Source organism: Streptomyces sp. NPDC002671 (genome assembly GCF_053592475.1).
The window spans coordinates 1-6,845 of the sequence record NZ_JBSFVU010000115.1 but is presented as its reverse complement, the minus strand read 5'-3'; the positions used below and the strand labels follow the sequence as shown (position 1 = coordinate 6,845).

7 protein-coding genes and 1 pseudogene are annotated in these 6,845 nt (G+C 69.3%); 5 read left to right on the top strand and 3 right to left on the bottom strand.

Annotated elements, in window-relative coordinates; translation table 11 throughout:
* Positions 1-145: 145 nt before the first annotated feature.
* Positions 146-256: pseudogene (locus ACWD35_RS44640) on the bottom strand (WhiB family transcriptional regulator); the annotation flags it as partial.
* Positions 257-476: 220 nt separating this feature from the next.
* Entirely contained in the window at positions 477-1,109 is a 633-nt protein-coding gene (locus ACWD35_RS44635; RefSeq protein WP_451357047.1) for a TetR/AcrR family transcriptional regulator, read from the bottom strand.
* A 411-nt stretch (positions 1,110-1,520) separates the two neighbouring features.
* Between ACWD35_RS44635 and ACWD35_RS44630 the strand changes: the two genes are divergently transcribed.
* On the top strand, positions 1,521-2,393 hold the full coding sequence (locus ACWD35_RS44630) for an alpha/beta fold hydrolase (protein ID WP_451357046.1): 873 nt from the start codon (positions 1,521-1,523) through the stop codon (positions 2,391-2,393).
* Entirely contained in the window at positions 2,390-3,397 is a 1,008-nt protein-coding gene (locus tag ACWD35_RS44625) for a VOC family protein (protein WP_451357045.1), read from the top strand. Before ACWD35_RS44630 ends, ACWD35_RS44625 begins: the two co-directional genes overlap by 4 nt.
* Before the next feature lie 56 nt (positions 3,398-3,453).
* Here ACWD35_RS44625 and ACWD35_RS44620 read toward each other — a convergent pair whose 3' ends face one another.
* A complete protein-coding gene (locus ACWD35_RS44620) occupies positions 3,454-4,215 on the bottom strand; it encodes an IclR family transcriptional regulator (protein ID WP_451357048.1) in 762 nt (253 codons plus the stop codon).
* 185 nt (positions 4,216-4,400) lie between these two features.
* On the opposite strand from ACWD35_RS44620, the gene mhpD reads away from it, so the two are divergent.
* From mhpD to dmpG, 3 genes are all read left to right on the top strand, one after another.
* Positions 4,401-5,225 (top strand): 2-keto-4-pentenoate hydratase, encoded by an 825-nt coding sequence (mhpD, locus tag ACWD35_RS44615; protein WP_451357044.1) that lies wholly within the window; start codon positions 4,401-4,403, stop codon positions 5,223-5,225.
* Positions 5,222-6,169 carry an acetaldehyde dehydrogenase (acetylating) gene (locus tag ACWD35_RS44610; protein WP_451357043.1) on the top strand — a complete coding sequence of 316 codons (948 nt, stop codon included), beginning with the start codon at positions 5,222-5,224 and terminating at the stop codon, positions 6,167-6,169. Before mhpD ends, ACWD35_RS44610 begins: the two co-directional genes overlap by 4 nt.
* Positions 6,166-6,845, top strand: a 680-nt coding sequence (dmpG, locus tag ACWD35_RS44605) for a 4-hydroxy-2-oxovalerate aldolase (RefSeq protein ID WP_451357042.1), incomplete at its 3' end; no start/stop codon positions are given. The genes ACWD35_RS44610 and dmpG, both read left to right, overlap by 4 nt.

Here is a 6,845-nt window from a genome sequence, read left to right as displayed (position 1 = left end):
GTACCCGGGCGACATCGTGGAGTGGGCCGATCGGGAGGAGCCAGAGCAGTTGGGAACTATCACCGGCCAGATCGGCCAAACATGGCACCACCAGGTCCCGAAAGCGGGCCACAACATCCCTCGAATCAGCCTCGGTAGCGTGATCTCAATTCCGCTTGACGGGGAATGCCTCTCGGTCGTGGTCCGGGCAGGCTGCCTCAAGCAGGCGTCGCCAGGAGGTCACCGTGGGCCGCCGCCGCAGCAGGGCCCGGCGTTCAGTTGGCTGCCCAGCACGACGAGATCGAACGACTGCGCTCGCTGCTAACACGGCAAGCCGAGGCAGGTGATGTGGTCACCCGCCTCGCGTCGCGGGCGGGGGATGCGCCGTTGGGGTCTTGCAGTTGACTCAGGCTGCTACCCCGAGCTCCCTGCGGGTGCGCTGGACGAACTCACGGACGGGCGGCTCGCGGCGCCAAGGGGCGAGCGCGGTGTCGCAGTCACCGCGAGTCGCTGGCCGTCATGCGTTGCGCTGCCTGGTGCACCAGCTGGGCGTGCATCTCGAACATCGCCACCAGGTCGATGGCCTCCCCGTTGATCTCCCGCTGCACGAACAGGCCGTCGGCGCCGGCGACGGTGTATGTCGTGAGCGTGCGGACCGCGTCCTCGTCCAGTTCCGGGAAGAGCTGCTGGACCATCTCGGCGATCTTCCGGCGCGCGATGTCCCGCACCTGCAGGAACACCGCTCTGCCCCGGGGTTCGCTGGGCCGCCGTTCCAGGGCGAGCATGAGGCCGAGGCGCAGGAAGTCGGGGGTCTCGACCAGTGACTTCGCCACGTTCGTGGCCATGACGGTGATCCGCTCCAAGGGCGTTCCTGTCTCCTCACCGGGGAGCTCGACGGCGGCCAGCCACGTGTCGAAGCTGCGCTCGATGACGGCGGCGATCAGGTCGTCCTTGTCCTTGAAGTGCCAGTAGATCGAGCTGGCGGGCAGGCCGCACGTGGCGCTGACAGCCGCGATGGACGTGCCCTCGTACCCGCGCTCGCCCGCGATCCGGACGGCGGCGTCGAGGATGCGCTGGCGCGATTCCACGCCGTTCGCCCGCTTCCTGTGCGTCGCATCGGGCCTGGTCATGGACTCTTCCCTCCTGTTGCGCCGGCCCTTGACCGTATCCGGCACTCCGCTTAGCGTAGCATCCATTCCAATTGGAATGAGCGCTACATCAAGTGCTTCCCGGGATGATGCGAGGTAGCTCGGTGAAGGAGGACTGCGCCCGGAACGGAGCCGGAGCCGCTGGGCATGTGCTCGCCGACCACCCCGCCCGCAGGTCCCCGGTCGGCGGAAGGCGCCGTCGTTGACGGCGGCGGTGCGCTGCTGCCCTGGATGGCCGGCTGCCGCGCAGTCCTTCTCCTCGTGCACCCAGGACGCCCACGTCCATGCCGCCGTGACAGCCGGCGTGTCATCCCCTGCCTGCTGCCGGGTTCGTGCCGGCAGCCGCACCTTCTCCCGACCCGACCCGACCACGACCCTGTGAGGACCGCTTTCATGACTGCCGAGACCGGCCTGCCGTCGATGCAGGAGACGATGTACGACGTCCGAGGAAATGAGATCTTCGTCGCGGAGACGGGAGACGGTCCGCCGGTGCTGCTGCTGCACGGCGGTGGGCCCGGCGCCTCCGGCATCTCCAACTACGCCCGCAACATCGCGGAACTGGCCAAGGAGTACCGGGTCATCGTGCCCGACCTGCCCGGCTACGGTCGCAGCACCAAGGGCGTCGACGGCAGTGACCCCTTCGGGTACCTGGCCGACGGCATCCGCGGTCTGCTGGACGCGCTCGGTCTGGGCAAGGCGCACATGGTCGGCAACTCCTACGGCGGCGCCTGCGCTCTGCGACTGGCCCTGGACACCCCCGACCGGGTTGACCGCATGGTCCTGATGGGGCCCGGCGGCATAGGTACGACCCGCGCCCTGCCCACAGCCGGCCTCAACAACCTGTTCAACTACTACTCGGGGGACGGCCCTTCGCGGCTGAAGCTTGAGAAGTTCATCCGCGACTACCTTGTCTTCAACGCTGCCGACGTGCCGGAATCGGCCATCGACGAGCGCTACCGGGCCAGCATCGACCCCGAGGTCATCGCCTCCCCGCCGCTCCAGCGCCCTTCGGGGCCCAACGCACTGCGCACGCTGTGGAAGATGGACTTCACCCGCGACCGGCGCCTGAGCCGGCTGCCGGTGCCCACCCTCGTGCTGTGGGGCGCCGAGGACAAGGTCAACCGGCCGGCGGGCGGCCGCATGCTGGCCGACCGCATGCCCAACTGCGACCTCTACCTGGTAGCCAACACCGGTCACTGGGTGCAGTTCGAACGTGCCGAACTGTTCAACCGCCTGTGCGCCGACTTCCTGGCAGGCCGCCGATGAGTGCCACCGCTTCCGTCTTCGGCGCCGTACGTCTGGGCTACATCGTCATCGAGACCAACCGCTTCGCCGACTGGCGCCGGTTCGGCACCGACGCCATCGGCATGCACCATGACGCGCTCTCCCGCGACATGATGCGCTTCCGCCTCGACGACCAGGTATGCCGCTTCCTGCTGCGGCGGGGCCCTGCCGAGGACATTGTCGCCACTGGCTGGCACATCGACGACCATGCCGCCTTCGAACAGATCGAAGCTCGTATCCGCGCTCATGGCGTGCCCCTGGTCCAAGGGTCCGACGAGGAGGCGGCCATCCGCGGAGTCGAACGCCTGCTGCGCTTCCCCGGCCCCAAAGGCATCACGCAGGAGATCTACACCACCCCAGTGAAGTCGGCCGAGCCCTTGCGGATGCTCGCTTCCGGCTTCGTCACCGGCGCCTGCGGCATGGGCCACATCGCCCTCACCTCCACCAAGCCGTCCCAGATCCGCGGCTACTTCAACACCGTTTTCGATGCCCGTCTGACCGACTACATCGACGAGACCATCAGCGGTGTCAGACTCAAGATCCGCTTTCTGCGCGTCAACGAACGCCACCACTCCATCGCCGTCGCCGCCGTCCGCGGGATACCAATCGATCCGGTCCGCACCCGCGTGCAGCACCTCAACATCCAGGCCGCGACGCTGGACGACCTGGCGCAGAGCTACCAGCGGGTGCACGAACTCGGCTTCGACATGGCCCTGTCCGTCGGCCAGCACACCAACGACAAGGAGCTGTCGTACTACGCCCGCACCCCGTCGGGCTTCGAGTGGGAGGTCGGCTGGAACCCCATCGTCATCGCTGAGAGCACCTGGGAACACACCACCCACCAGGGCATCAGCATCTGGGGTCACCTGCCGGTCGGCCAGACCATCGCCAACAAGCTCGCCCAGTTCGGCATCGGTGCGCGCTCCCTGGGACACGTCGAGAACACCGTGCCCGCTCTCAGCGGCACCGGCATCCCCGACGACTGACACCTCATCGGCCCACCTGCTGCCCGACGAGCTCGGTCATGCGGGCGGGTGTGGCCTCAAGGGCGGCCAGGAGGTGGAGGGTTGCCGCCCCGCGCCCCCTGGCCCGAACGCAGCACACGCGACAGGCCGAGCGCAGCTGTCCGCACTGCGGGCGCCAGCTGGGCGGGCCGGTACCGGGTACGCGGTACCGCCACTGACAGCGCGGCCACCGCCACCGGTCCGTCGAAGACGGGTGCCGCGATGCAGCTGACGCCCGTGGCGGCTTCTTCCTCCTCGTAGGCCAGGCCCGCGACCTGGGCCTGCTCGATGGCTGTGCGCAGCTGCTCCGGGTCGGTGACGGAGCGCGGGGTGAGGCGGGGCAGCGGCGCGGCCAGGACTTCCTCCGTCAGTTCGGAGCCGGAGAACGCCAGAAGTGCCTTGCCGACGCCGGTGCAGGTCAGGGGCAGGCGGCCGCCGATACGGGAGGGCAGTGGGAGCGCGTCGTGGCCGTGGATGCGCTCGACGTACACCACCTCGTGGCCCTCACGCACCCCGAGGTGGACGGTCTCGCGCGTGGCCTCGAACAGATCCTGCAGAAAGGGCAGGGCCGCCTCCCGCAGATCATGTCGGCGTGGCACGAGCGCACCGAGTTCGAAGAGCTTGCCGCCGAGCCGGTACCTCTCGGCGTCGCGTTCGAGCAGACCGAGACGTACCAGGTCGGCGCAGAGGCGGAAGACGGTGGTCTTCGTCAGACCCGTGCGGGTGGATAGTTCCGTCAGGCGAAACGCTCCCTCGGTCGGGCTGAAGCAGTCCAGGATCTGCACCGCCTTGTCGAGCATGTTCCCCTGCAGATTGTTCCGTGTCATGGAACATATTTTGCCGCCGCGCCGGCCGCATGCCTATACCTGTCCTGAATCGACGCAACGGTCACCCACCCCGCGTCACCCACCCCGCCGACCCCACTCCCCGTTGGAGGCACCCGCATGCCCGTTCCACACCACCGATGCACCGCCCGGAGGCAGCCATGAACGCCCATGACGCCACGGCGACCGCCGTGAGCGAGGCAGCAGCCGTCCTGGACCAAGCCGCCCGCACCGGCTCCCCCTGCCCCCCGGTGCGCTCCCTCCTGCCCGAAGCCGACGTCGAGGTGGCCTATGCGGTACAGCGGCTGTACATCGAGCGCGGTGTCGCCGCAGGACGGCGGCTGGTGGGCCGCAAGATCGGCCTGACGTCACCCGCCGTTCAGCGCCAGCTCGGCGTCGACCAGCCCGACTTCGGAGCCCTGTTCGCCGACATGGCCGTACCGGAAGGGCAGCCGATCGCACCCGGTCGGCTGTTGCAACCGAAGGTCGAGGCCGAGGCCGCCCTGGTACTGGGCGCGGATCTGCCGCACCGGAACCCGACCATGGCCGACCTCCTGCGGGCCACGGCGTTCGCCCTGCCCGCGCTGGAAATCGTCGACAGCAGGATCGCCGACTGGGACATCACCATCGTCGACACCGTCGCCGACAACGCCTCCTGCGGCCTGTTCGTCCTCGGCGGCACCCCCGTACCCCTCGACCGGGTCGACCTGCGCGCCGTACGGATGACCCTGACCAGAAACGGCGAGACCGTCTCGCAGGGAACCGGCGTCGACTGCCTGGGCAGCCCGCTCACCGCCGCCCTCTGGCTCGCCTCGATGCTCGCCGGCCTGGGCGAGCCGCTGCGGGCCGGCGACATCGTCCTGACCGGCGCACTCGGCCCGATGGCCCTCGCCGTCGAAGGCGACGAGTTCACCGCCCATATCGAAGGACTCGGCACGGTCACCACAGCGTTCGCCGCCCCCGCCACGGAAGGAACCGGAGCATGACCACCAAGGTCGCCGTCATCGGCTCGGGCAACATCGGCACCGACCTCATGATCAAGATTCTGCGGCTCTCCGACTCCCTCGAGATCGCCGCCATGGCCGGCATCGACCCCGACTCCGACGGCCTGGCCCGCGCCCGACGGCTGAAGGTCGCCACCACCCACCAGGGCGTGGACGGTCTGGTCGACCTGGACGAGTTCGCGGACGTGTCCCTCGTCTTCGACGCCACCTCCGCGGGCGCGCACAAGCACCACGACGAGGTCCTCCGCGCACTCGGCCGTACGGTCGTCGACCTCACCCCCGCCGCGCTCGGCCCCTACGTCGTGCCGCCGGTCAACGGCGACGCCCATCTGAACGCGCCCAACGTCAACATGGTCACCTGCGGCGGGCAGGCCACCATCCCCATCGTGGCCGCCGTCGCCGCCGTGACCCCGGTCCACTACGCCGAGATCGTCGCCTCCATCTCCTCCCGCTCCGCCGGCCCCGGAACCCGGGCCAACATCGACGAATTCACCGAGACCACCTCGTCGGCCATCGAGTACGTCGGCGGCGCGGCCCGCGGCAAGGCCATCATCATCCTCAACCCCGCCGAACCTCCCCTCATCATGCGCGACACCGTGCACTGCCTCATCGGCGACTGCGACGACGCGGCCGTCGCCGCCTCCGTGGAGGAGATGGTCGCCCGCGTCCAGACCTACGTCCCCGGCTACCGCCTCAAGCAGAAGGTGCAGTTCGAACGCGTCGCCATCGACAACCCACTGCGCTCCCTCCTCCCAGCCGCCGCCCGGCCCAGCCAGGCCGCCAAGGTCTCGGTGTTCCTCGAAGTGGAGGGCGCCGCCCACTACCTGCCCGCCTACGCCGGCAACCTCGACATCATGACCTCGGCCGCCCTGCGCACCGCCGAGCGCATGGCCGCCCAACGCACCACGAAGGTGGTCTCCCCATGACCGCACCCCAGCCGGACGCCCTGTACGTGCAGGACGTGACCCTCAGGGACGGCATGCACGCCGTCCGCCACCGCTACACCGTCGACCAGGCCCGCACCATCGCCGCCGCACTCGACGCCGCCGGAGTCACCGCGATCGAGATCGCCCACGGCGACGGCCTGTCCGGCTCCAGCATCACCTACGGCGTCGGCGCCCACACGGACTGGGAGTGGATCGAGGCCGTCTGCGACGCCGTGACCCATGCGGTGCCCACCACCCTGCTCCTGCCCGGCATCGGCACCCTGCACGACCTGCGCCGAGCACACGCGCTCGGCGTCCGCTCGGTGCGCATCGCCACCCACTGCACCGAGGCCGACATCTCCGCCCAGCACATCGCCGCCGCCCGCGACCTGGGCATGGACGTCGCCGGCTTCCTGATGATGTCCCACATGGCCGACCCCACCGAACTGGCCCGACAAGCCAAACTGATGGAGTCCTACGGCGCTACCTGCGTCTACGTCACCGACTCAGGCGGCCGCCTCACCATGGACGGCGTACGTGACCGCGTCCGCGCCTACCGTGACGTCCTTGACCCCTCCACCTGTTGCCCGGCACTCAAAATGCCGATGACTTCGGCATTCACGGTGCCGATGTTCGGTGACGACGACGCCCCGCCGGCGGGTGCCAGGCGGGGCGG

What these genes read in the sequence shown, in the direction of transcription:
- ACWD35_RS44635 (WP_451357047.1), bottom strand. Translation starts at nt 1,109, where the DNA reads ATGACCAGGCCCGATGCGACGCACAGGAAGCGGGCGAACGGCGTGGAA.
- ACWD35_RS44630 (WP_451357046.1), top strand. Translation starts at nt 1,521, where the DNA reads ATGACTGCCGAGACCGGCCTGCCGTCGATGCAGGAGACGATGTACGAC.
- ACWD35_RS44625 (WP_451357045.1), top strand. Translation starts at nt 2,390, where the DNA reads ATGAGTGCCACCGCTTCCGTCTTCGGCGCCGTACGTCTGGGCTACATC.
- ACWD35_RS44620 (WP_451357048.1), bottom strand. Translation starts at nt 4,215, where the DNA reads ATGCTCGACAAGGCGGTGCAGATCCTGGACTGCTTCAGCCCGACCGAG.
- mhpD (WP_451357044.1), top strand. Translation starts at nt 4,401, where the DNA reads ATGAACGCCCATGACGCCACGGCGACCGCCGTGAGCGAGGCAGCAGCC.
- ACWD35_RS44610 (WP_451357043.1), top strand. Translation starts at nt 5,222, where the DNA reads ATGACCACCAAGGTCGCCGTCATCGGCTCGGGCAACATCGGCACCGAC.